Consider the following 23575-nt stretch of genomic DNA (forward strand, 5'->3'; position numbering starts at 1 on the left):
TGCCCAGGGTGCCGAAGCTGGTGCTGTCGAACAGCGCGCAGGCGGACGAACCGCCGCTGGCCGAGATGGCCACCCGGCCGCTGCCCGAGGCGTTGGGCTCGACGACCGTGACCCAGATCGTCATCGACCCGCCGGCCCTGATCGTGCCTTCCGCCGGGTAGACGTCCAGGCCGTGGGTGGCGGCGGCGGTCCAGCTCACGCTCCCGTTGCGGGCGCGCAGCGCGATCTTGGCCAGGCCGTCGATCCTGGGCGGGCAGGTGACCGCCAGCCTGGCCGCGGCTGGCGCACGCCGGTGCGTGCGCGTGGGCCCGGTGGCGGGGCGCGGGACCGCCCTCGTCGGCCGGGGCGCGGGCCTGGCGCTCGGCGTCTCGTCCGCGGACGGGGTGTCGGACGGGCTCGGCTCCGGCGTCGGCTCGTCCTCGTCGAGTGCCGGCTCCGACTCGGGCGCGGACTCGGGGGAGGCGTCCGCGGACGTCGCCGTCCCGCTGGACGGCGACGGCGACAACCCCATGGCGGCGCCCGGGCCGCCACCGCCGTTGACCACCACCACGGCGCCGGTCACGACCAGCACGCCCGCCGCCGCCAGCAGCACCGGAGCCAGACGGCGCGGCCGGCGGCGGCGTGAGCGGCGTTCCACCTCGACCGGGAAGCCCGTGCGGTCGAAGCTGTCGCCGCGATCGGTGATCAGCGTGCGGGTCTGGTCGCGCTCGGGGTTCACGCACGTGTCGATGACCCTGCGGCGCAGCGAGATCGGCGGGTACGACACCGGCACCAGGTCGAGCAGCCGCGCGGCGGACACCTGGCTGCGCCGCCGCTCCGTGCACACCTCGCAGCCGCCGATGTGCCCGGACAGCCGCCGCCGCAGCAGCGGGGTCAGCGGGCCCTCCCACGAGTCCACCATGGCCGACAGGTCAGGGCAGTGCGCCCGCCCGGTCCTGGCCAGGACGACGGCCGCGGCCGAGTTCTCCACGTGGTCGCGGGCGCGGTCCAGACGACCGGCCGCCTGCCGCGAGGTCAGCCCGAGCACCGCGGCCACCTCGGCCGGCGTCAGCCCGTGGCGCAGCGACAGCTCCAGGATCTCCCGCTCGCCCCTGCTCAGCTCGGCCAGCGTCTCGTGGACCAGCTCGGTCAGCTCGGGGTCCTGCGGATCGTCCAGGACGGGGAGCGCCGAGCCGTCGGCCGGGGTGCTCCCGCGATGCGCCATCCTGGCCCGGACCTGGAACCTGGTCAGCGCGTACAGCCAGGAACGCAGCCTGGCGGCCTCCTTCAGCCGGTCGACGCAGCCCTGCGCCGTCACCAGGGCGTCGTGCACGGCGTCCGCGGCGGCCTCGGGCTCGCCGATCAGTGAGCAGGCGTAGTCGTGCAGGCGTTCGGCGTAGGAGTCGTAGAGCTTGGCGGGCGCGCCGGTGTCAGCGCGCCGCAGCGCGTCAACCAGTTCCTGGTCGTCGGCGCGGCCGACGGTCGGCCATCCGGGCACGGATTCCCTCCCCGCAGGTAGGACGGGCACTCAAGCCCCACGCGGGAGAGGACGCCCCCTCGGGCGGGCGGGTTGACGCGACCCGCCCGCGCCATGCCCAACGGGCATGGGCGGCAGGGGTCAGCCGTCACACCTCGGCGCGCACAGCCGGCGCTCCATGCCCTGCAGGAAGAAGTCGCGGACCTGCAGGACGTTCTCGGCGATGTACGCCTCGCCGCCGGTGGCCTTGGCCAGCGCGTCCATCTGCTTCTTGCCCGCCTTGGCCTCCGGGCCGAAGGCGATCAGCAGGATGCTCACCGGACGCTTCGGGTTGTAGGTCTTCTTCAGGAACTGCAGCACCTGCGCGTTGGAGATGCCCTGGTCGTCGTCGTTGCCCGCGCCGTCCGTGAGGATCAGGATCGTGTTGATCTTGTCCTCCTGGTACGACTCGGTCATCTCCGTGTACGCGGCCTTGATCGTGTCGTTCAGCCCGGTGTCGCCGGTGGCCTTGGCCTGGATCGTGCGGAGCTGGGTGGCCAGGGCCTCCTTGCGCAGCACGCCGTTGACGGTCTCGCTGAGCGGCCCGACGGAGAGCAGTTCCTTGTAGTCCTTGCCCTGGCCGTCGAGGTGGGTGGAGAACGTCCACACGCCGATCTCGGAGGCGGCGGGGAACAGGCCCAGGCCCTCACCGGCGATCTTGGAGATGGCCTGCATCCTGGTCATGTTCGCGGACACCGGCAGCGCCATCGTGCCCGAGACGTCGAGCAGGGCCAGCATGCGGGTGCCCAGGTTCAGCCTCGACCAGGTCTGCACCATCCTGGCCACGGTCTTGGTGTCGGGGGCGGGCAGGATCTTCGGCTTGTCCGGGGTGAAGCCCTTGTCCTTGGACAGGGCGTCGCCGCCCTTGCCGTCGGGGGTGCGGAAGCCGTGGTCGCGCAGGACCTTCTTGGCCGCGTCCGTGCCGAGTTCCCGCTGGAAGTCGGCGGCGGCCTTGCGCACGCCTGCGTCCTTGGCCAGCACGGTTGCCGGGTAGTCGAGGCTGAGCGTGCCCTCCGCCGGATACAGGGCGACCACCGGGGCCTCGGGCTTCTTCGCGTTGTGCGCGTGGATGGCCTGCTCGGCGGCGACGCCGATGGGCACCTTGCTGGACTTCACGGTCAGGCTGGCCAGCAGCGCGGTCGAGTCGGAAGCGAGTTGTCCCGACAACTCCTTCAGCGCGCCGACCAGTTCCTTGTCCTGTCCGGCGGCCTTGGCGGTGCCGGCCGCGGCCAGCAGCGCGGCCAGGCCGGCCGAGTTCTTCTGCGGGTCGAGCGCGAGCACCCGGACCTTCCTGCCGGGGCCGTCCGGGTTGGCCACGTTCGCCGCCGAGATCATCCCGGTCCAGCTCGGCTTCAGCCCCGCGGTGCTCAGCTTGGGCGCGCTCGCCTTGGCGGCGGCCAGCACGACGGGGGAGACGGCGATCGAGCCGCCGGGCTCGGGCAGCGCCGCGCCCGCCTCGGTGGCACGCAGGTTGTTCAGCAGGATGCTGGAGTCGGCCACCCAGAGGTCGGTGCTCGTCTTGCCGGAGAGCAGACCGTTGGCGGTCCTGGCCGCGGCCTCCTTGGTCACCCCCACCTCGACGCACTTGCTGTCGATCGAGTGCAGCGCCTTGTTGTACGTACCGGCCACCTTGGCCAGCGCGGGCTGGATGTCCGGGGTCGCGGTCACGCGCAGCGCGATCTTGCCGGCGGAACAGTCGTGGTCACGGTTGAAGATCACGAACGCGGCCACACCGAGGAGCACGGCCAGCGCGACGGCCCCGGCCAGCGGTACCAGGACCCGCCCACGCCCGCTCGACCGTCTGCGCGGCGCGGGTTCATGGGCTCGGTAGCCGCCATCGAGATCGTCTGTGCGGTGTCGCCCCACGATGTCCTCTTTGGTGTGTTGAGACCTTCCGGAGACCCTAGCGGGAGATGCTCCGCAATACTCCGGGAACGATACTCGGTGGGGTTACTGTGGCAAAACCGTGGTTTTGGTGGTGTGATAACTCACCGTGACTCTCAGTGGTGGCATGCGTGACCGTGCCACGCCTTGGCTCCCTCGCGTACGGCGACCACCGCCAGCACCACCGCAACGGCCGGATCGACCCACCACCAGCCCACTGTGTTGAGCCACAGCCCGGCCAGGACGCCGCCCGCCATGGCGGCGCAGATGAGGTTCTGGGTGCCCTCGCCCGACGTGGCCGCCGACGCCAGGCGCAGCCCCAGCCGTCGCTTGGCCAGCCCCAGCGCGGGCATGCTGACCAGGCTGACGGTGGTGACCACGATGCCCAGCACGGTCGGCGCGGCCCGGTGGCCGGCGTCGAGATCGTGCGCCACGTGAATGATCAGATAGGGCACGAGCAGCCAGAAGCTCACCGCGACCGCCCGGCCCGCGGTGCTCTCCGCGTTCGGCGAGAGCGTGCGCGTCCCGGTGAACCGCCACACCACGATCAGGCTCGCCAGCGCCTCGACCAGGGCGGACAACCCCCAGCCGATCAACGCGACGGAATGCGAGGACAGCCCGGCGGCCAGGCCGAGCGTGCTCTCCAGGCCCAGCCACACGAGCGTGAGCACGGACAGCCCGCGCGCTCTCCGCGCCGCGCGCAGCCAATCGGCTGACGCGGCCGGATGCTCATGAACCCGCTGGTCAGGCACCGTGAACCCCCGAATCCCCACCACCCGGCCGTCGACAGCGATCCGTACCATACCCGCTACTCAAGGTCACCTCCGGGGTTCGGCGGCAAAGTATGTGCCAGCTTTGGCGGATAATCGGCACGAATCGGTCACAAGATCGGCCCGGGTGGCCGGTCGCGGGGGACTCGATCACGGGGGACCTCCGTCACGGGGACTCGGTCACAGGGGAGGGGGACGACTGTGCCGTTCACGCCCAGTCACGTCGCCGCGGTGCTGCCGTTCATCTCGTCGCCGCGCCTGCGCAGGTACGCCGATCCGTGGGCGCTCGCGCTCGGCGCGATGGTGCCGGACCTGCCGATCTTCCTGCCGTTCCTGCCGGCCAGGGAGAACTGGCACACGCCGCTGGGCATCGTGACCATCGACCTGGCCTCCGTGCTCATCGCGCTCGCACTGTTCCACGGGCTGTTCAGGGACCCGCTGATCTCGCTGCTCCCGCCGGTCGTGTCGGGCCGGGTGGCCTCGCTCGCGCCGTCGATGCGCGAGGTGGCCGCCAGGCCGCTGCCGCTGGTGGTCGGCGGGCTGGTGGGCGCCTCGACCCACGTGCTCTGGGACTCCTTCACCCACTCCGGCGCGCCCGAGCTGTGGGCGCCCTGGTTCGCGGTGTCGGTGCTCGGCGTGATCAGGCTCTTCCGCCTGCTGCAGTACGTGTCGTCCGTCGTCGGCCTGGCCCTGGTGGGGTGGTGGGCCTGGCGCGGGCTGTCGCGCATGCCGGTCGTGCCCGTGCCGGAGCGGCTGCGGGTCGCGCCGTCCGTCCGCTGGACGGTGCTCGGCGCCGGCGCGGCGGGCATGGTCGCCGGCGCGTTCGTCTGGCCGACGATCGACGAGCCCGCCCCGCACCTGGGCATCGCCAGCGTGATCACCAAGACCGGCGCGGGCACGCTGATCGGCCTGTGCCTGGTGCTCACCTGCTACGCGGCGGTCTGGCAGTTCAGACGGCTCGTGGCAGTATCGGAAGGTGCTTGAGTACGTCACCGACATCGCCGACCCCCGACTGAGCGACTACACCCGGCTGCGGGACGTCGAACTACGCAAGAGCCTGGAGGCCGAGCGCGGGCTGTTCCTGGCCGAGGGCGAGAAGGTGATCAGGCGGGCGATCGCGACCGGCTACCCGATCCGTTCCGTCCTGACCACGGAACGCTGGCTGCGCACCCTGTCCGACGCGCTCGGCGACGACGACACCGTCTACGTGGTGAGCGACGAGATCATGTCGGGGATCGCCGGGTTCCAGGTGCACCGCGGCGCGCTGGCCTCGATGCGCCGGCTCCCGCTGCCGCCGCTGGAGAGCGTGATCGACGGCTCGCATCGGATCCTGGTGCTGGAGGACCTGGTCGACCACAGCAACATCGGCGCGATCTTCAGGTCGGCGGCGGCTTTGGGCGTGAACGCGATCGTGCTCTCGCCGCGCTGCGCCGACCCGCTGTACCGGCGGGCGGTGAAGGTGTCGATGGGCGCGGTGTTCGCGATCCCGTACGCCCGCATGGACGACTGGTACACGGGCCTGGACCGGGTCCGCGCGGCCGGCTACCAGACCCTGGCCCTGACCCCCGACCAGGCCGCGACCCCCATGGACAAGGTCGACTTCGCCGACCGGGTGGCGCTGCTGCTCGGCTCGGAGGGCGACGGCCTGTCGTCGCGCTGGCTCGACGAGGCGGACGAACGCGTCTGCATCCCCATGAGCGGTTCGGCCATGGCCGCCGGCGTGGACTCGCTCAACGTGGTGGCCGCGGCCGCGATCGCCTGCCACGGGTTGATGCGGGCGAGCTGACAGTTGTCATCCCCGGCTCATGACGGCGGCGTCTACGCCGCGACCGCCGTCCAGGCCAAGATCGAAGCATGACGAACAGCGCGAACCTCACGAACAGCAAGACCACCAGGAACCAGGTGGCCGGCCTGGCCGCCGGTGTCGCCATCGGCCTGGGCCTGGGCGTCACCGTGCACGACCTCCTGCTCGGCGTCTCGACGGCGCTGTGCTTCGGCCTCGCGCTCTGGCACGCGTTCTCGTCGCACGCCGAGCGGGGAGAATGACGGGCGGCCCCCGATCAGGCGGGCGGCGGGCCGGAGAGCCAGTCGGGGCAAGGGTCGAAACCGGCCTGGACGGGAACGGCGGCGGCCAGATCGCCGCCGGCCCGCTCGAGTCGCCGTTCGAGCCGGTCGCGGTCGGTGGCGGGGGCGATGAGCGTCAGCTGCCAGGAGATCCCCGGACCCGGGGACGGCACTTCCGAAATCTCGATGGACGTCGCCAATCCCTCGCACAAGATCGCGTGGGCGACTTCGGCTGCCTTCTCGTGACCCTCGACGGTGGCGCGGATCTCGACGAATTCCGCCATGGAGTCAATCCTTCTCGGAGGGTGGGTAAACCACCGTATCCGCGGGGATGCGAGCACGGCAGACCTGGCGGCCAGAAAGTTGGCGCGAGCGCTCACGTGGTGACGAGGCGGTAGCCGAGGTCGATCGAGTCGAGCTCGAGCAGGTGGCCGTGCTCGTCGTGCCAGCGGCCCGTGGCCAGGTCGTCGGCCAGCCGGTCCATCGCGGTGGCGAGGTAGCGCTGGTCGAGCAGGGTCAGCCCGGACATCGCTGCCCTGACCTCCGGCCGCAGGTACGCCTCCGGCCTGCGCCAGTACGCGCCGGTGAAACCGTCGACGCAGTCGGCGGGCACGGGCACGGGGATCACCTCGGGGCGCGCGCCGAGGCCGCGCAGGACGTCGAGAGCGGCGTCGAGCGTGGCCAGCGACCGCTCCCGCCGGCCCATCTCCGGCACGTACCGTTCGACCAGCCAGAACCTGTCGCTCACCGCCGTGTCCCAGGTGAGCACGACCTGCCGGCCGCAGACCCGGCGCAGCTCGGCCAGCCCGGCGGCCAGGTCCGTCCAGTGATGCGTGGTCAGTACGGCCAGACCGGCGTCGAACGACCGGTCGGCCACCGGCAGGCGCTCGGCCACAGCCCGGACGACCGGCGCCGACCCCTCGGGACGCTGGGCGATCATCGTCGCGGACGGCTCGACGGCCAGCACCCGGCGGCCGGCCGGTTCGTACGATCCGGCGCCGGCCCCCACATTCAGCACGCTGCGCGCCGGGCCGAGCGCATCGGCGATGACCCGGGCGATGCGCGGGTCGGGACGCCGGAGACGGGCGTAACCGCGGCCGAGAGTGGCGTAGCCGTCGTCGCTCATGGAGCCACCTCCTCGACGGTCAACGTAACACCGGACCTGGGACGCCCGATCGGGCCCGACCGGGGTGGTGGTTGCGGCAGAATGTAATCGCCCGATCACTTTCTGTAGTCGCACCGCCGGAGGGTCCATGAAGACGGCCTCGATCAGCGCCATAGCGGGTGTCATGGCCGCGACAGGCGCCCTCGGCACCCTGGCCCCCGCCCAGACGCCGGCGCTCACCTGCACCGTCGCCACGCCGCCGACCCGCACGCTGACCTTCGCCCCGCGGCTCGGCCTGACCCCGCGCAAGATCGACTCACGCGGGAACCTGCAGCTCACCGGCTGTACGTCGCCCGACGGGTCGGCGTCGTACCTGCGTTCTGGCTGGATGGCGGTGCGGGCCACCTCGGACAGCTCCTGCGCGAGCGCCAGGCACGTGCGCGGCCGCGCCGTCGTCACTTGGTTCGACGCCACCAGCCGCCCGGTCGGCCGGTCGGTGCTGCGGATCCGCGGCGACCGGCTGGCCACCCAGAGCCCGGCCGACGCGCTGCTCGACGGCACGATCACCGCCGGGCCGCTGTCGGGCCGGCGGGCGCGCGGCGGCATCACCCCGGTCATGGGCATTCTGCGCTGCGCCACGCAGGGCATGTCCACGCTGTCGGGCACCGGGACGATCACGTTCACCTGAGCCGCACGGGCCAGCACGTAGTCGGCGGGCCCGGGGCTCAGCCGCCCGCGATCTGCGCGTCCGCGAAGTCGAGCAGCTTCCTGGCCGTGCTGAAGCGGCGCGCGTCCTGGTCGCCGAGCAGCACCCCGACCACCTGCCTGCCCCCGCGCTCGCCGGCGAACAGCAGGCAGAACCCGGCCGCGTTGGTGTAGCCGGTCTTCACGCCGAGCACGCCGTCGGTCAGGTGCAGCAGCTTGTTCGTGTTGCGCCAGGTGTGCGCGCCGTGCGCCGCAGTCTTGCGCACCAGGTGCAGCTCGCGGCCCACGATCGTGCGGAACGTGCTGTTACGCAGCGCCAGCCGGGCCAGCTTGACCTGGTCGACGGCGGTCGAGCGGCCGCCGAGCGCGGGCGTGGGCAGGCCGTCGGGGTTGGTGTAGCGGGTGTCCTTCAGCCCGAGCGAGCGGGCGGCGGCGTTCATCTTGGCCACGAACGCGGTCTTGCCGGGGCCGTAGTGCCTGGCCAGCGCGTTGGCCGCGTCGGCGCCCGACACCAGCATGAGGCCGTGGAGCAGGTCTCTGACCGTCAGCCGCTCGCCCTTCTTGAGCGAGGCCGAGGTGGCGCCGTTCCTGACCGCGTGCCGCACGTCGGTGGCGGTGATCGTGACGACGTCGTCGAGCCCGCCCTCGCGCAGGACCACGTACGCGGTCATCACCTTGACGAGGCTGGCGACCGGGACCCGGCGCGTCTCGTTCTTGGCGAAGTGGATCGTTCCCGCGGAGTCGACCACGTACGCGGACTTCGCCGCCACCGCCGGCGCGTCCACCTCCCGCGCCGCGGCGGGAGCCGCGACCCCCATGAGCACGGTGAGCACGACGGCGCCAATGAAACCCCCAATACGCATGGCCAATATGTTGACAGGAGATCGCGGGGCCATCGCGCGGAAGCGGGTAAATGAGAAAGATAGATCCGACAAACGGGGGTGTGGCGGCCATGGCGGGCAGGTTCGTGATCAGTAAGGACGAGCAGGGCGGTTTCCGCTTCGCCCTGGTCGCGAACAACGGCCAGACCCTGGCCGTGGGCGAGGGCTACCCGACCAAGATGGCCTGCGTGAACGGCATCGAGACGGTACGCAGGAACGCTCCGGAGGCCGAGATCGACGACCGCACCCAGGCCGAGGGTTAATCCCGGAAGAAGAATCCGGGGAACTTCGCCGGGCCTCTGCCCGTCTGATCATCGTGCGTAGCATGCCGTGCTCACGAACGTGGATCCCGGCCGTGTGGATCGCCCTCGCCGGCGTGATGGCCGCCTGCACGACGGCGCCGGCGCAACGCCCCGCGGCGGAACTTTCCGGCCCGCCGCCCGCCGTACCGAGACCGGAACCCGCGTCGGCGGTGTGGCCCGAGGCCGTCCGCACCCTGCCGGGGCGGCTGGCGCGCGGCATCCGCGTCAAGCCCGTGGCCCTGCTGTCGGAGACCGAGGCCCTCATGGTCACCTCGGCCGAGGCCCGGCCCACCTTCTACTCCTACGATCTCCGGACCGGTCGGCACCGCGCCCTGGCCACCGCCCCCGAGTGGGGCGACTGCAACCTGTGCTACGTGGTGCGCAGCGTGGCGGTCGGCGAGACCAGGATCGCCTGGACGGCGGAGGTCTACCGCTCCGAGCCGTGGAACGCCGGCCACCGCCACATGGAGCTGTGGTCCATGCCGCGCTCCGGCGGCCCCATGCGGCTGGTGGCCTGGCTCACCGGACACGGCGAGGTCGCCTACCACGAGGAGCTGACCATCGAGGGCGAGCACGCCAGGTGGATCGGGCCACTGCGCGACGGCTACCGCGTGCCGCTGAACGGCGGGCTGGCGCAAGCGATCTCCCGTACGCCGCCGCCCAGCGTGCCGATCCCCGGCACCCGCGAGGTCTGGTGCGCCGGCGACTGGTGCGTCGGCCGGGTCCCGCCCCGCAACAACGCGCTGACGACGCTGATCGTGCAGCGCGGAGACGGCTCGCGGCGCGCCGAGATCGCCGCGTCCGACGCCGAGGGCCCGCTGCTGGCCGGCCGCTTCGGCTGGTTCGGCCTGCCCTACGTGTACGGCGACGCCTCGCAGGACGAGCCGAACGGCGCCAGGCTCCTCCACGACATGTGCACCGGGAGGTCGGGCCGCCTGGGCGCGGAGCCGAAGAAGACGGAGCCGAAGAAGACCCAGCCGAGGACGGACGAGGCGCCGGAGGTCCACCGGGGCGCCGCGGGCTCGGCGCCGGAGATCCTGTTCTGGGCCACGTCCGGAAAGGAGCGGACCTGGACCGTGCTCGACCTGTCGCGCGTCGCGCCCTGCTCCAGTTGATCGGGAGCTAGGCGGTCAGGCTCTCCTCGGCCTGTTCCGCGCGCCTGCGCCGCCTGCGCCTGGCGATGAACCACCACGCCCCGGCCACGACCACGACGGCCACCGCCCCGGCCGCCACCGGCGAGCTGGCGGCCAGCTTGACCCAGCCCCACACCACCGCGGTCAGCCCGAACCACCACACCGGCGCCCAGGTCAGGCAGCCCAGCGCGCTGGCCACCAGGTACCAGGGGTAGGACACGCGCAGCGCCCCGGCCACCCAGGGCAGCGTGTGCCGCAGCATCGGCACCCAGAAGCAGCCGTAGACGGCCAGCGCGCCCCACTTCTCGACGACGTGCTCGATCTTGTCGATCCGCTCCCTGCCGACCTTGCTGAACGCCTTCGATTCGTACAGCCTCTGGCCGAGCCTGCGGCCGATCCAGTAGTACGCCTGGAACGCTCCGAACAGCGCCAACGTCAAAACGGCCCCGACCAGCAGTCCGAACGGCGAGGTCGGGGAGAAGTCCGCGAAGAGGGCGACGACGGAGTCCCACACAGCGCACCACCACCCCAACCGGACATTTAGGTCAGCCTTACCTTAGTTCAGACGGGTGAGTGACCGCCACACCAGCTTGCAAGGCCACCGCAAAAGGTGCAACCAAGCGACAACCAGCGATCAACCGCCTTGCCGTACACCTGAGGGTGAACGAGAAGAGGTAGATGATCATGTCGACGAGAAGCGCGGCGGTCCTGGCCAGCGGCACCGCGAACGCGGCGAAGCTCTTCGTCGGGGCGCTCGCCTTCACCAGCGCCTACGTCGGCTTCTCCGCCTACGGCAACGCCGGCTCCGCCCAGGAGGCGCACACCGCCGCCGCCCAGCAGCCGGTGCGCACCGTCACCCTGTCGGCCCGCGAGATGCCCATCACCGTGCCCGTCGAGCGCCCGCCGGTGGCCGGCGAGCTCACCGTGAACGCCGTGACCGGCGCCGCCGACACCGGCTGCACCAGGACGTACCTGGCCCGCACCCTGCTGCTCAACCCGGCCGGCGAGGGCGTCATGTACGGCTGGCGGCTGGCCCGCTGGAGCGCAGCCACCCAGACCTGGCGCACCTACCTGGTGGACCACGCCGGCTTCTCCGGCGCCGAGGACGCGGCCGAGTGGGAAGTGTCCGCGTCCCCGGGCTGGTACCGGGTCGAGCTGAGCGTCAAGGGTGGCAAGACGATCAAGAGCGACCGTTTCCAGGTGAGTTGCTGACCGACCGCCTGGCCGCCTCCACCCAGCGCGGCACGCCCACCCGCTCGGCCACCTCCAGCGCCTTGACGTAGTGGTCGCGGGCCGCGTCGGGCTGGCCGAGCCTGATGGCCAGGTCGCCCAGCGTCAGCGCCACCGGCCACAGCGCCACCACGCCCGTGCCGGCCCCGGCCACCCGGTCCTGGAACGGCTTGAGCTTGTCGTAGCAGTCGACCATCCGCTCGCGGTCGTCGAGCAGCATGCCGGTCAGCGCCCGCCAGGTCATCGCCAGCTCGTACAGGAAGTCGGGCCGGACCGGGGGCCTGGTGGCGGCCACCGCCTTGGCGTCGTTGAGATGCCCGGCCGAGGCCAGGGCCAGCGCGTAGGCGTCGAGGGTCCACTTCGCGCCGCGCTGGTGCGCGGCGGCCAGCAGGTCGACCGTCTCGGCCGCCCGGCCGTCGACCAGGTGCAGGCAGAACGTGGTGATCAGCGGCAGGTCCTGCCGGCCTTCGAGCATGCCGGCCCGTGCCGTCATCCTGGCCGCCTCGCGGTAGGTGCGCTCGGCCCCCGCGTAGTCGCCGGCGATCATCTGCCGCTGGCCCGCGTACCAGACGCACACCGCGGCGGGCGCGGACAGGTCGTACTGCCTGGCCAGCTGCCCGGCGGCGGCCGCGTGCTCGTCGGCGGCGGCGAACTCGCCCCTGGCCGCCGAGCATTCCAGCAGCACCAGGTGGGCCAGCGCCTGCGTGGCCATCTGCCCGGAGCGCTGGGCCACCTCCAGCAGCTCGCGGCCGATGCCCTCCCTGGTGTCGACCGCCGGGATGTCGTAGGACTGTCGCAGACGGCCGCTGAGCGCCGCCGCGATCAGCGTCGGGTCTCCGCTCTGCCTGGCCAGCTCCAGCGCCTCGAGCGACGCCTGACGGCCGCGCTCGGGCGAGGAGGAGCCCTCCAGCTCCAGCGCCAGCGTGGTCAGCAGGCTGGCGCGCAGCCGCTGCTCACCCTCGGGCAGCTCGATGAGCGCCTGCTCGGTGACGTCGACGATCTCCCAGGCGGTGCGGGTGAAGTCGCGGGCCATGCCCTTGTGCGGCACCGCCAGCGACGCGGCCACCTTGGCGGTGATCTCCAGGTCGCCCAGCGGCAGCGCGGCGTCCATGGCCTGGCGGCGCAGGGTTCGCGCCGCGTGCATGTCGCCGCACAGGGCCAGCGCCCTGATCTGGCGCAGCATGAGCCGCAGCCGTTCCTTGGTGTCGCCGCCGGTGCGGTCGAAGGCCGCGATGGCCTGCTCCCACAGCGAGGCCGCCTCGCGGTGCGCGAAGCGCCGCTCGGCCTGCTCGGCCGCCAGCCCCGCGTAGTGCACCGCCTTCTCGACCGCGTCGGCCAGGAAGTAGTGGTGCGCCAGCGCCGCCACGTCGGACGGCGAGTATTCCTCGATCACCTGCGCCACCTTGGCGTGCAGCCGGGTACGGCGCAGCCGCGAGGCGTCGGAGTAGATCGTGTCGCGCACCAGGTCGTGGTCGAACCTGAGCATGCCGGGGCCGGGCTCGGTGACCAGCCCGGCCAGCAGCGCCGCCTCGACGGCCTCGACCACCGAGTCCTCGTCGCCGGCGGCCACGCCCACCAGGACGTCCACCTCGACGTCGCGGCCGATCACCGCGGCCTGCAGCAGCACCTGCTGGGCCGCGGCGGGCAGCCGCGAGATGCGCCGGCGCAGCACGTCGCGCACCCCGGACGGCACCCGCGACAGCACCTCGGTGGCGCTGGCCCGGTCCTGCGCGCCCTCGGCGTCGAGCAGGCGCACGGTCTCGCGGACGAAGAACGGGTTGCCGCCGGTGCGCTCGACGATGGACTCGACCGCGTCCTCGTCGATCTCGCGCACGCAGGTGGCCCTGACCAGCTCGGCCACGGCCTTCGGGTCGAGCCCGGACAGGCCCACCCGCAGCGGGCCCAGCCTGGCCAGCGCGGCCAGCACGTCGGCCTGGCGGTCGTCGAGCTCGCTCTCCCTGCAGGTGACCACGAGCAGCACCCGGCTGGTGGCCAGCAGGCTCGGCAGCGCGCGCAGCAGGGCGAGTGTCTGGTCGTCGGCCCAGTGCAGGTCTTCCAGCGTCAGCAGCACCGGCGCGCGGCGGGCCACCCCGGCCAGGTAGCCGCCGACCGCCCGGTGCAGCTTGAAGCCGCCGGACACCTCGTCCTCGTCGGGGTCGGGGGCGGCGTCGTCGAGCAGCGGCGCGAGCAGCTGGGCGTATTCGCCGGCGCCGGTGCGCTCGACCAGCGAGCGCAGGATCTCCACCCAGGCCCAGCCCGGCGGGGTCGCGCTGGAGTCGGGGCAGGCGCCGGAGGAGGTGATCCAGCCGTCGCCGCTCAGCTTGGTCTCGAGCTGGCGCAGCAGCGTGGTCTTGCCCGCGCCGGCGACGCCGGCCACGATCGAGACCTGGAACCTGCCGGTGCGCGCCGCGGCCGTGATGAGCCGGTTCAGCTCGGCGTCGCGGCCGACGAACGGCTCGGGCTCCAGCGGCGGCGGCTCGACCGGGGTGGCCGGCCTGGGCGGCCAGGTGTCGGAGACCTGCGCGGGCCTGGCCGGCCGCGCCGGGGCGGCCAGCTCCAGCTCGGGCGACTGGGCCAGGATGTCGGACTCCAGCTTGCGCAGCGCCGGGCCGGGGTCGATGCCCAGCTCGTCGGCCAGCATGTTCCTGGCCCTGCGCAGCGCGGCCAGGGAGTCGCCCTGCCTGCCGCAGCGGTACAGGCCGAGGGCGAGCAGCCGCCAGCCCTCCTCGCGCAGCGGGTGCTCGGTGGTCAGCGCCTCCAGGTCGGGCACGGTCTCTGCGGGCATGCCGAGGCGCAGGCCGGTGTCGGCGTGCCGCTCACGGGCCACCAGCCGCAGCTCGGTCAGCCGGTTCACCTCGGCCTCCGCCCACGCCTGGTCGGCGAAGTCGGAGTACGGGGTGCCGCGCCACAGCCCGAGCGCCTTCTCCAGGCGGGCCCGCGCGGCCTGCGGGTCGCTCTCGTCGAGGTGCTCGCCGGCCGCCCGGACGAGCTGCTCGAACCTGAGCGCGTCGACCTGGTCGGCGGCCACCCGCAGCGCGTAGCCGGAGGCGACCGTCACCAGCAGCCTGTTGGGACCTCCGCGCGGGCGGCCGGGTTCGAGCACCCGGCGCAGGCGCGAGATGTAGACCTGCAGGCCCGACTGCGCGCCCTTGGCCGCGTCGTCGTCCCACAAGTCGTAAAGGAGTGTGTCAACCGGAACGACCTGACCTCTGGCCACGAGAAGTCGGGCGAGGACGGCCCGCTGCCGCAACCCGCCGAGGTCGAGTTCGTCGTCGTGTTCGTACGCCTCGACTGGCCCCAGAACTCGGAACGCCACCATGTCAGCCGCCACGCTATGCGGGCTTCCGAATCGCGCACAAGGTCTTACCGGTGTTTGGGATTGTCACTAGGGGGCCTTCGAGATCGCGGACGGGGGATCGGCGGCGGCGCTTCGGCCGTTGCGCCTGCGCAGCAGCGCCCACGCCCCCAGCGCGAGGCCGCCGAACGGGATCTCGATAGTGTAAGTCCAGAAGCCGAAAAGTAGTGCGGTCGCCGCCGCCGGAGCGGCCGGCACGCCGAACGTCACGGTCAGCATGAAGACCACGCCGCTCTCCATGATCCCGGCGCCGCTCGGCGTGACCACCGCGCTGGTGAGCACCCGCGACAGCGCGAAGACGGCGAACGACTGGGCCAGGCCCGGGTAGGCGCCGGTGGCGTGCATGCACACCAGCATGATCGCCCACTGGAAGCCGAGAAAGAAGATCATGCCGAGCGACAGCCCGGGCCAGCGCCCGCGCACGATCGAGGCGGTGTCGCGGCGCAGCCGCTCGAACGCGTCGGCCGGGCGCGCCTTCAGCCTGATCAGCCTGGTCACGAAGTCGAGCGCGCGCTCCAGCACGGCGGCCGCGCGGTCCCAGTAGAGCGCGACGGCCACGATCGCGACCAGCACCAGGATGGAGATCGCGCCCGTCCAGCCGGCCCTGGCGATCGTGGAGTCGGGCACCTCGCCGGACATGAGCAGCGCGATGATGCCCACGGCGGGCAGCACGAACCTGAACAGAGTGTTCCAGATGAAGCTGACCAGCGTCATCACCACGATGGACCGGTTGGCGAACCCCCAGCCCTTGGCCATCGCGAACGTCAGCGCCACGCCCGCCGCGCCGCCGAACGGCAGCAGGTTGCTCACCGCGCTGCCGGCCGCGTTGAGCGTGAGCCCCTGCAGGTTGGTCAGCCCGGGCAGCGAGTTGGTCAGCACGAACGTGTACGCCAGCAGGCTCAGCAGCCAGACGGCGGCCATCAGCGCGATCGAGCCGGTGCCGAGCGCGCCGAAGACGTGACCGATCTCACGCCAGGAGACGGGCTTGCCGGTGAGCGCCTGCACGATCTGCGGCAGGTAGACGACCAGCGCGACGGCCAGTCCGAGCGACAGCACGGACAGGACGATCTGGAGCCACTTGTTCTTCATCGGGGTCCAGTCTGCCGGGAGGGGGTCGGGGGCCGGTCGTTCTCCGGGACTATTTCGGCCACCGGTCGAAAGGATGACGCAGCCGGGTGCCCGGCGGCAGGTCGCGGCGGACGTACCACTCGGTGCCGAAGACCAGCCGGTAGAGGGGGCCGGGCACCTTCAGCATGACGGCGAGCGTGCGGTCGCTGTCGCCGCCGCTGGCCTGGGACGCGTGCGCGGCCATCGACCGGCGCTTCTGCCTGGTGTACTTCCTGACGTTCACCCGGTGGGTGATCGTCTCGCTGGAGGAGTAGGCGCTCTCGAACGTGCGTACGTCGAACTCCGGGGGAAACCGGTAGAACCGGCCGGCCAGGCGCAGCAGCCGCAGCAGCGGGTCGCGGTTGACCGTCGCCTCCAGGACGATCTCCGTGCCCGCGATCTCGGCCGCCCGCCGCCCCACCCGGTGCACCTGGACGTGGTCGGGGTGCCCGTAGCCGCCGGCCGGGTCGTAGATCGACAGCAGGTCGGCGTTCTCCTCCTGCAGGATCGCGGCCAGCGCCTTGGCGGCGGCCTCGGTGTCGGCGTCGATGAACGCGTTGTCGGGGCGGTCCTCGGCGATGCCGCCCTTGGGGCTCAGCCCGGAGTCGCCGTAGCCGAGGCATTCCACCCGGGCGCAGCCGAGCAGCGCGGCCGACTCGTACAGCTCCTTGAGCCTGGTCTCGCGCAGCTCCTCGCCGGGCCCGATCTCGGCCAGGCCGCGCTCGCCCGCGGTGGCCACCACCAGCACCACCCGGTGGCCTTCTGCCGCGAGCATCGCCATGGTGCCCGCAGTCAGCAGGGCCTCGTCGTCGGGGTGGGCGTGGAAGAACACTGCGGTACGTGGAGGCACACGCCCAGATTAGTCTGGGAGGGGTGCGGATCTTTCACGTGAGTGACTGTTACCTGCCGCGTCTCGGGGGGATCGAGGTCCAGGTCGCCGATCTGGTGCGCATGCAGCGGGCGGCCGGGCACGAGGTCGAGGTGGCCACGGCCACGCGCGGCGAGCCGCTCGACGGGGTGCACCGGATCGTCGCCAGGATGCCGTTCGACCTGCCTGTCCACCCGTTCGGAGTGGGGCATCTCACGCGGCGCATCACCGCCTCGCGGCCCGAGGTGGTGCACGTGCACATGGGGGCGGTCTCGCCGTTCGCCTGGATGGGGGTGCGTGCCGCGGTGCGCGCGCGGGTGCCGTGCGTGGTGACCGTGCACAGCATGTGGGACCCGGTGACCCGGTGGCTCTACCGGCTGCTCGGGCTGGCCTACGGCTGGCAGCGGTGGCGGCTGGTGTCCACCACGGTCAGCGCGGCCGCCGCGGCGCCGATCAGGGCGGTGGCCGGGCGCGGGGTGCCGGTGCACGTGGTCTCCAACGGGCTCGACCTGTCCGGCTGGTCCGCGTCCGGCGAGCCCGCCGATCGCGCGGAGGTCCACGTGGTCGCGGTCGGCCGGCTCGCGCCGCGCAAGCAGCCGGTACGCCTGCTCAAGCTGCTGCTCGGGGCCCGGGCCAAGGTCCCGCGTGACGTCCCGCTGCGCGCCACCATCGTCGGCGACGGCCCGGCCCGCGGCCAGATGGAGCGCTTCATCGCCAGGCACGGCATGGCCGGCTGGGTGTCGCTGCCCGGCCGCTACACCCGCGAGCAGATCGCCAAGGTGCTGGAGACCGCCGACGTGTTCGTCGCGCCGGCGCCCCGCGAGTCGTTCGGCATCGCCGCGCTGGAGGCCCGGGCCGCCGGGCTGCCGGTGGTGGCCAGGTCGCAGAGCGGCGTGGCGGACTTCGTCGAGCACGGCGCCGAGGGGCTGCTCGCCCGCGACCTGGCGGGCCTGTCCGGCGCCGTGGCGCGCCTGGCCACCGATCGGGACCTGCGCCGCCGCATCGCCGCCCACAACCGCGCCACAGCCCCTTCCGCGGGCTCCTGGCCGGCCGTGCTGTCGGGATTCGACAAGGCCTATGCGCAGGCCCGGGCCCGGGTTGAGACAATCGGACGATGAAGGAGTTCGCAGGAGGCCCGCAGTACACGCTCACCGGGCAGGTGATGGTCACGCTGCCGCCCGAGGAGGCGTTCAGCCTGTTCACACCGCGCGGCGAGGAGCTGTGGGTGCGCGGCTGGGAGCCGCGCTTCCCGCTGCCGGTCGACGACGACACGGTGCCGGGCACGGTGTTCGAGACCCGCGCGCACGACGAGACGACGATCTGGGTGGTCATCGACCGCGAGGAGGGGCGCCGCGTCTCCTACGCCAGGGTGACCCCGGGCAAGCGGGCCGGCACGGTCACGGTGACGGTGCTGGCCAACGGCAGGGGCGGCAGCACCGCCGAGGTGACCTACCGGCTCACCGCGCTCTCGCCGGAGGGCGAACGGGAGCTGAACGAGTTCGCCGACGAGTACCAGGACTTCCTGAAGTCCTGGGAGGAGGCCATCGCCGAGTACGGGGCGAACCGCTCCTGAGCCGGGGTCACGAGGGGCGGTTGAGCACCACGTAGCCGTCGCGCTCGAACACCTTCACGTACCCGTCGGCCTGCAGCCTGTCGACCTGCGCCGCCTGGTCGGTGGGCGAGCCGAAGGGGAACTCCCAGCGGGCCACGTCGGCCACCACCCACGGCGCGCCGGTCGACCTGACGGTCCACGGCAGCACCGTGGCGCGCGAGGTGAGCGCCGGGCCGAGCGAGTTGACCACCTCCACCATGACGCCGTCGGGCACCTTGCTCACCGCCTCGGCGGCCGCGGTGATCTTGACCTGGTCGCCCTTGTAGAAGCTCGGGTGGTAGAGCTGGTCGAGCGCGGTCTTGGGCACCAGCGTGATCGCGATCACCAGCGCCGCCGCCGACCAGGCCAGCTTGAGCGAGCGGTCGTCTTCCCGCTTGACCCAGCGCAGCAGCCTGGCCAGGCCGTCGACGCCGGCGCAGAACAGGATCATGACGGTGAACGCGTTGTACTGGAAGTCGGCCTGCCACCACAGCGCGCGGTCGGCGAGCATGCGTTCGAGCACGTGCGGCAGCGCGATCAGCGTCAGCGGCGACAGCAGGCACAGCAGCAGGGTCGGCCAGACCATCAGGAACAGCGTGTCGACCTTGGCCTCTTCGCTGAACGGCAGCAACATCGCGGCCAGCGGGTCGCGCATGATCGTCAGCAGCGCGCCGCCGATGTCGGGGCCGAGGTGGCCGTAGGCCCAGAAGTCGGTGGTGTTGCCGCCGAGCCTGGGGATCAGCACGCCGCGGATCACGCCGACGAAGAACATGCCGAGACCGGCGACGAAGACGCCGCGCAGCCGGTCGCCCATCACGAACAGGCACAGCCCGGTCCCGATGACCATGAGGCCCATGTCCTCCTTGACCATCAGCAGGCCGAGCAGGGCCAGGAACGCGGGGAACCAGCGTCCGGCGGTGTAGCGCTCGATCATGATGCCGGTGAGCAGGGGGACGAACATCACCTCGTGCGCGTCGAACGCCGCGGCCTGGGCGATCGGCCACGACAGCGCGTACGCCGCGCCGACCAGGTAGGCGGGCAGCGTGCCCAGCGTGCGCCTGGTGAACAGCCACAGGAACGGGATGGCCGCGGCGAACAGCAGCGCCTGCGCCACGATCAGGGACTCGGGCCCGTCGTGGATCCAGTAGAACGGCGCCAGCAGCGCGTAGATGGGCGAGAAGTGGTCGGCGACCTGGAGATAGTCGAGGCCCCTGTCGTAGAAGGCGCCGAGCACGGGGACCGTCGGCGGGCGGAACCTGGCGTAGTTCCGCACCGCCTGGTCGACGATCACCAGGTCGAACGTGGTGGCCCTGAACGTGGCCAGCTTGACGAGCCCGAGCGTGGCGTAGCCCGCCGCGGCGAGGGCCGCGAGGACCGCGACCCCCAGCCGGTGGTCGCGCAGCCTGTTCTTCCATGCTGTGGTCGCGGCGGTCGCCCCCGTCGGAGCCGCCAGCGTGTCGCCCGTCACGGGCAGCAAGGGTAGAACGATTTCCGCTCAAGCAGGGCGGCCGCCGCGCCGACCTGCCCCCCACAGGCGGTGCGGCGGCCGCGGACCGTGGTTAGCTGCAGGCCTTGGTGATCTTGGCCTGAGCGTCGGGGATCTTGCCCATCGCCTCGGTCATGCCGGCGGTGTCGTCGGCCTTGATGCTCTCGAAGATCGCGGCCATGTCGTTCAGGCCGCTGGCGAGGTCGCCGTCGTACTTGCCGGCCAGGGCCTTGAGCTTGTCCGACGCGTCCTTGCTGGCCTTCTCGATGGCCTTGATGTCGGTGCCGGCCCCGCCCATGGCGGTGGTGAACTCGCTGCTGATCTTCGTGACCTCCTGGCTCATCGTGCCGCAGTCAACGGCCTGGCCGACGGCACCACAGGCGGTGGTGGCGAACCCGGCAAAGGCGAGCGTCGCGACGGCGATGGCGAGGCGACGGCGAGGGGGAGTCATGTTCGTGGCCCTTCGTAGAGATTCTGACGAGGGGACAGTATGGAGCAGTCCTTAATCACCGGTTGCACCCCACTAACAAAATCGATATCAAATCCGCATAAAGCCGTGCAGCAGGACCTGGACGATTTCCTCTGGTTCGGGTAGGGGCAGGTCGAGAACCCCCCGGTAGGTGACGAACCCGGCGAACAGGTCGGTCAGCAGCCACAGGTTCGCATCGGGGGCCAGTTCGCCGCGCTCGATCGCCCGCTCGTAGACCACCCACGAGCGTTCCATCCTGGTGCGCATCCCGGTCCTGACCAGATCGGCCACCGCCGGGTCGCGTCCTGCCTCGCCGTACACCTGCCTGGACAGGCGGGCGACCCCGGGGTGCTCCCACATGGCGAGGGTCTCCGCGACCACCGTGCGCAGGTCGCCGGCCAGTGAGCCGGTGTCGGGGATCGACACGTGCGCGTCCATGAGCCCGGCGATCGATTCGAGCAGCATGTCGCGCTTGGTGGCGTACCGGCGGAACACGCTCGCCCTGCCCACGCCTGCCGCCGCGGCGACGTCGTCCATGGTGAAGTCGAAGCCCCGGGTGAGCAGCAGTTCGCCGGCGGCCTGCCGGATGCGGTGGTCGACGGTGGGGTCGGGCTTGCGGCCACGCGCGGACATTGTGATACTCCTAGTATCTGATATCTAGAGTCTCAAAAACTGGGGTTCCTATGAGAGTAGTGGTGATCGGTGCTGGAGTCGCGGGACTCGCGCTGGCCAGAGGGCTGCTCGCGGCCGGTCACGACGTCGAGGTGTACGAGGAGTCGCCCGAGCTGCGCACGGCCGGCGGCTCGGTCTCGCTCTGGCCCGGCTCCACCGCGATCCTGGACGAGCTCAAGGCCGACTACTCGGGCGTCGGCCGGCGGCTGGAGACCATGGAGTCGTGGGCGTCCGACGGGCGCATGCTGCTCACCGTCGACCTGACCGCGGCCGAGCGCAGGTACGGCCACCCGGTCGTGCACGTGGCCCGCAGCGAACTGGTCGAACTGCTCGCCGACGGGGTGCCCGTCACCTACGGCGCGCGGGCCGAGAGCGTGTCGCCCGAGCGGGCCGAGGCACGGCTGGCCGACGGGCGCACGGTGCGCGGCGACGTGCTGGTCGGCGCGGACGGCCGGCGCTCGGCGGTGCGCCAGGCCCTGTGGGGCGACGACTCGGCCACGCTCAGCGGCTGGGTCACCTGGCAGGGCTTCACGCTGCGGCCGACCCGGCTCACCGAGGCGCGCCGGGCCGTGATGATGGCCGGGCGCGAGGGGCTGTGCGGGCTCATCCCGGCCGGCGAGGGCAGGCTGCTGTGGTGGTTCGACGTCGCGGCCGCGCCGGGCACGCCGCTGTGGGGCGACGACCCCGACCCGGTGGCGAAGCTGCGCGCGCGGTTCGGCGGCTGGGGCGACCCGGTGCCCGGCATCCTCGACACGATCACCGAACTCGACTTCTTCCCCCACCACAAGCACGCGATCCCGGACGTCTGGGGCAAGGGCCCCACCACCCTGGCCGGGGATTCGGCCCACACCATGCCGCCCACCATGGCCCAGGGCGCGAACCAGGCGCTGGAGGACGCCTGGCTGCTGACCCGCGCGATCGACGGCGACCCCGCTGGTCTGGCCGCCCGGCTGCGTGCCTACGAGCGGGCCAGGGCGAAGGTCGCGCGCAGGCCGGCCAGGATCGCGGCCACCGAGGCCACCGACAAGCTGCAGCGCCCGCTGGCCGCGCTGCTCCCCGACGGGCTCGTGACCAGGTGGTACACCGCCTTCCTGCGCAGGGCCAGCAACTACCTCTTGACAGCCTCGTGAGAGCCGTCTGACGATGTCGCATATAGAGCAACTCGGTGCGTAATGCGCAACAAGGGGTGTCGGTTGACCTCGAGTTTGATCTCCACGCTGCCCGGCCGCTCGTACACCGATCCCGAGATCTTCGCCGCGGAGCAGGCGAAGATCTTCGAAACCCTCTGGTTCTGCGCCGTCAGGGGCGAGGACCTGGGCAAACCGGGCGCGTTCAAGACCGTCCAGGTGGGCGCGGAGAGCGTCATCGTGGTGCGCGGGCGCGACGGCGCGCTGCGGGCGTTCCTCAACGTCTGCAGGCACCGCGGCGCCCGGCTGTGCACGGAGGAGTCCGGCACGGTCAAGCGCACGATCAGGTGCGCCTACCACGCCTGGTCCTACGACCTCGACGGCCGCCTGGCCGCCGCGCCCAACCTGGTCAAGATGCCGGACGTGGACCGCGTCGAATACGGCCTGATCCCGATCCACCTGCGCGAATGGCTCGGCTACGCCTGGATCTGCCTGGCCGCCGAGCCGCCCTCGTTCGAGGAGACCGTGACGCGCGCCGCCACCGAACGGCTCGGCGACCCGGCCGCGATCGAGCACTACCACGTGGACAAGCTCGCGCTCGGCCGGCGCATCGTCTACGACGTCCAGGCCAACTGGAAGCTCCTGGTCGAGAACTTCATGGAGTGCTACCACTGCGCCACCATCCACCCGGAGCTGACCGCGGTGCTGCCCGAGTTCGCCGGCGGCTACGCGGCCCAGTACTACGTGGGCCACGGCGCCGAGTTCGCCGAGCGGGTCGAGGGTTTCACCGTGGACGGCGGCGCCGGCTTCGACCGCCTGCCCGACGTCTCGCCCGAGCAGGACCGGCGCTACTACGCGATCACCGTCAAGCCGCAGGTGTTCATCAACCTGGTGCCCGACCACGTGATCATGCACCGGATGTTCCCGCTGGCCGCCGACCGCACGGTGATCGAGTGCGACTGGCTCTACCACCCCGACGTGGTCGCCTCCGGCGCCGACCTGTCACGCTCGGTCGAGCTGTTCCACCGGGTCAACGAGCAGGACTTCGACGCCTGCGAGCGGACCCAGCCCGGCATGTCGTCGCGGGCCTACCGCGACGGCGGCGTGCTGGTGCCCAGCGAGCATCACATCGCGATCTTCCATGAATGGGTGAATCGGCGCCTGCGTGAGTGACGGACCGCGCCCGGTCCGCCGCGCACGCGCGCGCTCGGGCCTCGGCGCGCGCTCGGGCCTCAGAAGGGAAGACGGCGACCCGCGGGGGTACGCAGATCGAGGGGGTGCGGCCGGCGACCCGGCCTGGGCCTCTTGACGACCTGGACTCTCTTCACACC

24 protein-coding genes are annotated in these 23575 nt (G+C 71.9%); 11 read left to right on the forward strand and 13 right to left on the reverse strand.

The window, feature by feature from the left end; all coding sequences use genetic code 11:
- The 3 genes from HII36_RS33775 to HII36_RS33785 form a co-directional block, all read right to left on the reverse strand.
- Nucleotides 1-1477: RNA polymerase sigma factor (locus tag HII36_RS33775; protein WP_173527366.1), on the reverse strand; the 1477-nt coding region annotated here is incomplete at its 3' end.
- A gap of 120 nt (nucleotides 1478-1597) precedes the next feature.
- Nucleotides 1598-3361: a substrate-binding and VWA domain-containing protein gene (locus HII36_RS33780; RefSeq protein WP_173527367.1), complete on the reverse strand. Its 1764-nt coding sequence runs from the start codon at nucleotides 3359-3361 to the stop codon at nucleotides 1598-1600.
- Nucleotides 3362-3495: 134 nt separating this feature from the next.
- A complete protein-coding gene (locus HII36_RS33785) occupies nucleotides 3496-4182 on the reverse strand; it encodes a cation diffusion facilitator family transporter (protein ID WP_236004133.1) in 687 nt (228 codons plus the stop codon).
- Between the two features lie 168 nt (nucleotides 4183-4350).
- Here HII36_RS33785 and HII36_RS33790 point away from each other — a divergent pair, with 168 nt between their 5' ends.
- The 3 genes from HII36_RS33790 to HII36_RS33800 all read left to right on the forward strand — a co-directional run bounded on the left by HII36_RS33790 (nucleotide 4351) and on the right by HII36_RS33800 (nucleotide 6195).
- Entirely contained in the window at nucleotides 4351-5133 is a 783-nt protein-coding gene (locus HII36_RS33790) for a DUF4184 family protein (protein WP_173527368.1), read from the forward strand.
- On the forward strand, nucleotides 5126-5935 hold the full coding sequence (locus tag HII36_RS33795; protein WP_173527369.1) for a TrmH family RNA methyltransferase: 810 nt from the start codon (nucleotides 5126-5128) through the stop codon (nucleotides 5933-5935). The genes HII36_RS33790 and HII36_RS33795 overlap by 8 nt, the downstream gene beginning before the upstream one ends.
- 68 nt (nucleotides 5936-6003) lie before the next feature.
- Nucleotides 6004-6195, forward strand: coding sequence for a hypothetical protein (locus HII36_RS33800; protein ID WP_173527370.1), 192 nt, complete (start codon nucleotides 6004-6006; stop codon nucleotides 6193-6195).
- A gap of 14 nt (nucleotides 6196-6209) precedes the next feature.
- Here the strand turns inward: HII36_RS33800 and HII36_RS33805 are convergent, their stop codons facing one another.
- Nucleotides 6210-6497 carry a hypothetical protein gene (locus HII36_RS33805; protein ID WP_173527371.1) on the reverse strand — a complete coding sequence of 96 codons (288 nt, stop codon included), beginning with the start codon at nucleotides 6495-6497 and terminating at the stop codon, nucleotides 6210-6212.
- A gap of 92 nt (nucleotides 6498-6589) precedes the next feature.
- A complete protein-coding gene (locus tag HII36_RS33810) occupies nucleotides 6590-7339 on the reverse strand; it encodes a class I SAM-dependent methyltransferase (protein ID WP_173527372.1) in 750 nt (249 codons plus the stop codon).
- A gap of 127 nt (nucleotides 7340-7466) precedes the next feature.
- Between HII36_RS33810 and HII36_RS33815 the strand changes: the two genes are divergently transcribed.
- Nucleotides 7467-8006: a hypothetical protein gene (locus HII36_RS33815; RefSeq protein ID WP_173527373.1), complete on the forward strand. Its 540-nt coding sequence runs from the start codon at nucleotides 7467-7469 to the stop codon at nucleotides 8004-8006.
- Nucleotides 8007-8043: 37 nt separating this feature from the next.
- On the opposite strand, the gene HII36_RS33820 is transcribed toward HII36_RS33815, so the two are convergent.
- Entirely contained in the window at nucleotides 8044-8886 is an 843-nt protein-coding gene (locus tag HII36_RS33820) for a D-alanyl-D-alanine carboxypeptidase family protein (protein WP_217370305.1), read from the reverse strand.
- A gap of 89 nt (nucleotides 8887-8975) precedes the next feature.
- On the opposite strand from HII36_RS33820, the gene HII36_RS33825 reads away from it, so the two are divergent.
- Entirely contained in the window at nucleotides 8976-9167 is a 192-nt protein-coding gene (locus tag HII36_RS33825) for a YegP family protein (RefSeq protein ID WP_173527374.1), read from the forward strand.
- 62 nt (nucleotides 9168-9229) lie between these two features.
- Entirely contained in the window at nucleotides 9230-10321 is a 1092-nt protein-coding gene (locus HII36_RS33830; RefSeq protein WP_173527375.1) for a hypothetical protein, read from the forward strand.
- Between the two features lie 7 nt (nucleotides 10322-10328).
- Here the strand turns inward: HII36_RS33830 and HII36_RS33835 are convergent, their stop codons facing one another.
- On the reverse strand, nucleotides 10329-10853 hold the full coding sequence (locus HII36_RS33835; RefSeq protein WP_173527376.1) for a DedA family protein: 525 nt from the start codon (nucleotides 10851-10853) through the stop codon (nucleotides 10329-10331).
- Between the two features lie 170 nt (nucleotides 10854-11023).
- On the opposite strand from HII36_RS33835, the gene HII36_RS33840 reads away from it, so the two are divergent.
- Nucleotides 11024-11551 (forward strand): hypothetical protein, encoded by a 528-nt coding sequence (locus HII36_RS33840; RefSeq protein ID WP_173527377.1) that lies wholly within the window; start codon nucleotides 11024-11026, stop codon nucleotides 11549-11551.
- On the opposite strand, the gene HII36_RS33845 is transcribed toward HII36_RS33840, so the two are convergent.
- The 3 genes from HII36_RS33845 to HII36_RS33855 form a co-directional block, all read right to left on the reverse strand.
- The gene (locus HII36_RS33845) at nucleotides 11520-14888 is read right to left on the reverse strand and encodes a BTAD domain-containing putative transcriptional regulator (RefSeq protein WP_173527378.1); all 3369 of its coding nucleotides are present in this window, start codon (nucleotides 14886-14888) and stop codon (nucleotides 11520-11522) included. The two genes, HII36_RS33840 and HII36_RS33845, sit on opposite strands and share 32 nt — an antisense overlap.
- Before the next feature lie 66 nt (nucleotides 14889-14954).
- A complete protein-coding gene (locus HII36_RS33850) occupies nucleotides 14955-16013 on the reverse strand; it encodes a lysylphosphatidylglycerol synthase domain-containing protein (RefSeq protein WP_173527379.1) in 1059 nt (352 codons plus the stop codon).
- Nucleotides 16014-16062: 49 nt separating this feature from the next.
- Nucleotides 16063-16881 carry a PIG-L deacetylase family protein gene (locus HII36_RS33855; protein WP_328808006.1) on the reverse strand — a complete coding sequence of 273 codons (819 nt, stop codon included), beginning with the start codon at nucleotides 16879-16881 and terminating at the stop codon, nucleotides 16063-16065.
- Between the two features lie 38 nt (nucleotides 16882-16919).
- Between HII36_RS33855 and HII36_RS33860 the strand changes: the two genes are divergently transcribed.
- Both HII36_RS33860 and HII36_RS33865 read left to right on the forward strand, forming a co-directional pair.
- On the forward strand, nucleotides 16920-18017 hold the full coding sequence (locus tag HII36_RS33860) for a glycosyltransferase (protein ID WP_328808007.1): 1098 nt from the start codon (nucleotides 16920-16922) through the stop codon (nucleotides 18015-18017).
- Nucleotides 18014-18472, forward strand: coding sequence for an SRPBCC family protein (locus tag HII36_RS33865; RefSeq protein ID WP_173527381.1), 459 nt, complete (start codon nucleotides 18014-18016; stop codon nucleotides 18470-18472). The genes HII36_RS33860 and HII36_RS33865 overlap by 4 nt, the downstream gene beginning before the upstream one ends.
- A gap of 7 nt (nucleotides 18473-18479) precedes the next feature.
- Here HII36_RS33865 and HII36_RS33870 read toward each other — a convergent pair whose 3' ends face one another.
- The 3 genes from HII36_RS33870 to HII36_RS33880 form a co-directional block, all read right to left on the reverse strand.
- Entirely contained in the window at nucleotides 18480-19958 is a 1479-nt protein-coding gene (locus HII36_RS33870; protein WP_328808008.1) for a DUF2079 domain-containing protein, read from the reverse strand.
- Nucleotides 19959-20049: 91 nt separating this feature from the next.
- The gene (locus tag HII36_RS33875) at nucleotides 20050-20427 is read right to left on the reverse strand and encodes a hypothetical protein (RefSeq protein ID WP_173527382.1); all 378 of its coding nucleotides are present in this window, start codon (nucleotides 20425-20427) and stop codon (nucleotides 20050-20052) included.
- 87 nt (nucleotides 20428-20514) lie between these two features.
- Entirely contained in the window at nucleotides 20515-21078 is a 564-nt protein-coding gene (locus tag HII36_RS33880; RefSeq protein WP_173527383.1) for a TetR-like C-terminal domain-containing protein, read from the reverse strand.
- 62 nt (nucleotides 21079-21140) lie between these two features.
- On the opposite strand from HII36_RS33880, the gene HII36_RS33885 reads away from it, so the two are divergent.
- Nucleotides 21141-22247 carry an FAD-dependent oxidoreductase gene (locus HII36_RS33885; RefSeq protein WP_173527384.1) on the forward strand — a complete coding sequence of 369 codons (1107 nt, stop codon included), beginning with the start codon at nucleotides 21141-21143 and terminating at the stop codon, nucleotides 22245-22247.
- 42 nt (nucleotides 22248-22289) lie between these two features.
- On the forward strand, nucleotides 22290-23417 hold the full coding sequence (locus tag HII36_RS33890; RefSeq protein ID WP_173527385.1) for an aromatic ring-hydroxylating oxygenase subunit alpha: 1128 nt from the start codon (nucleotides 22290-22292) through the stop codon (nucleotides 23415-23417).
- Nucleotides 23418-23575: the final 158 nt, after the last annotated feature.

This window comes from Nonomuraea antri (assembly GCF_013283785.1).
In the GTDB taxonomy this organism is placed as follows: Bacteria; Actinomycetota; Actinomycetes; order Streptosporangiales; family Streptosporangiaceae; genus Nonomuraea; species Nonomuraea antri.

What these genes read in the sequence shown, in the direction of transcription:
- HII36_RS33840 (WP_173527377.1), top strand. Translation starts at nt 11,024, where the DNA reads ATGTCGACGAGAAGCGCGGCGGTCCTGGCCAGCGGCACCGCGAACGCG.
- HII36_RS33865 (WP_173527381.1), top strand. Translation starts at nt 18,014, where the DNA reads ATGAAGGAGTTCGCAGGAGGCCCGCAGTACACGCTCACCGGGCAGGTG.
- HII36_RS33810 (WP_173527372.1), bottom strand. Translation starts at nt 7,339, where the DNA reads ATGAGCGACGACGGCTACGCCACTCTCGGCCGCGGTTACGCCCGTCTC.
- HII36_RS33825 (WP_173527374.1), top strand. Translation starts at nt 8,976, where the DNA reads ATGGCGGGCAGGTTCGTGATCAGTAAGGACGAGCAGGGCGGTTTCCGC.
- HII36_RS33850 (WP_173527379.1), bottom strand. Translation starts at nt 16,013, where the DNA reads ATGAAGAACAAGTGGCTCCAGATCGTCCTGTCCGTGCTGTCGCTCGGA.
- HII36_RS33875 (WP_173527382.1), bottom strand. Translation starts at nt 20,427, where the DNA reads ATGACTCCCCCTCGCCGTCGCCTCGCCATCGCCGTCGCGACGCTCGCC.
- HII36_RS33845 (WP_173527378.1), bottom strand. Translation starts at nt 14,888, where the DNA reads ATGGTGGCGTTCCGAGTTCTGGGGCCAGTCGAGGCGTACGAACACGAC.
- HII36_RS33800 (WP_173527370.1), top strand. Translation starts at nt 6,004, where the DNA reads ATGACGAACAGCGCGAACCTCACGAACAGCAAGACCACCAGGAACCAG.
- HII36_RS33785 (WP_236004133.1), bottom strand. Translation starts at nt 4,182, where the DNA reads ATGGTACGGATCGCTGTCGACGGCCGGGTGGTGGGGATTCGGGGGTTC.
- HII36_RS33820 (WP_217370305.1), bottom strand. Translation starts at nt 8,886, where the DNA reads ATGCGTATTGGGGGTTTCATTGGCGCCGTCGTGCTCACCGTGCTCATG.
- HII36_RS33890 (WP_173527385.1), top strand. Translation starts at nt 22,290, where the DNA reads ATGCGCAACAAGGGGTGTCGGTTGACCTCGAGTTTGATCTCCACGCTG.
- HII36_RS33880 (WP_173527383.1), bottom strand. Translation starts at nt 21,078, where the DNA reads ATGTCCGCGCGTGGCCGCAAGCCCGACCCCACCGTCGACCACCGCATC.
- HII36_RS33805 (WP_173527371.1), bottom strand. Translation starts at nt 6,497, where the DNA reads ATGGCGGAATTCGTCGAGATCCGCGCCACCGTCGAGGGTCACGAGAAG.
- HII36_RS33830 (WP_173527375.1), top strand. Translation starts at nt 9,230, where the DNA reads ATGCCGTGCTCACGAACGTGGATCCCGGCCGTGTGGATCGCCCTCGCC.
- HII36_RS33815 (WP_173527373.1), top strand. Translation starts at nt 7,467, where the DNA reads ATGAAGACGGCCTCGATCAGCGCCATAGCGGGTGTCATGGCCGCGACA.